This is a genomic window from Streptomyces musisoli, assembly GCF_016741855.1.
Lineage (GTDB): Bacteria > Actinomycetota > Actinomycetes > Streptomycetales > Streptomycetaceae > Streptomyces > Streptomyces musisoli.
In genome coordinates this window covers 1-234 of the sequence record NZ_JAERRH010000143.1, presented here as the reverse complement: position 1 = coordinate 234, position 234 = coordinate 1, and the positions used below count along the sequence as shown (strand labels likewise).

1 protein-coding gene is annotated in these 234 nt (G+C 73.5%); it reads left to right on the top strand.

Annotated elements, in window-relative coordinates; translation table 11 throughout:
- The coding region (locus JK361_RS40845; protein ID WP_201828309.1) for a condensation domain-containing protein at positions 1-234 on the top strand (234 nt) is incomplete at both ends.

Below are 234 nucleotides of genomic sequence, written 5' to 3'. Positions count from 1 at the left end.
ACTGCCGCTGCGGGCCCTGTTCGAGGCGCCCACCGTGGCCGGCCTCGCGACGTTCATCGAGCAGGCACAGGGTGCGCGCAGCGCGCTGGTCGCCGGGGAACGGCCGGCGGAGATCCCGCTGTCGTTCGCGCAGCGGCGCCTGTGGTTCCTCAACCGCCTCGAAGGCGCCACCGCGGCGACGTACAACATGCCGGTCGTCCTCCGCCTGACCGGCGAACTCGACCGTGCCGCCCT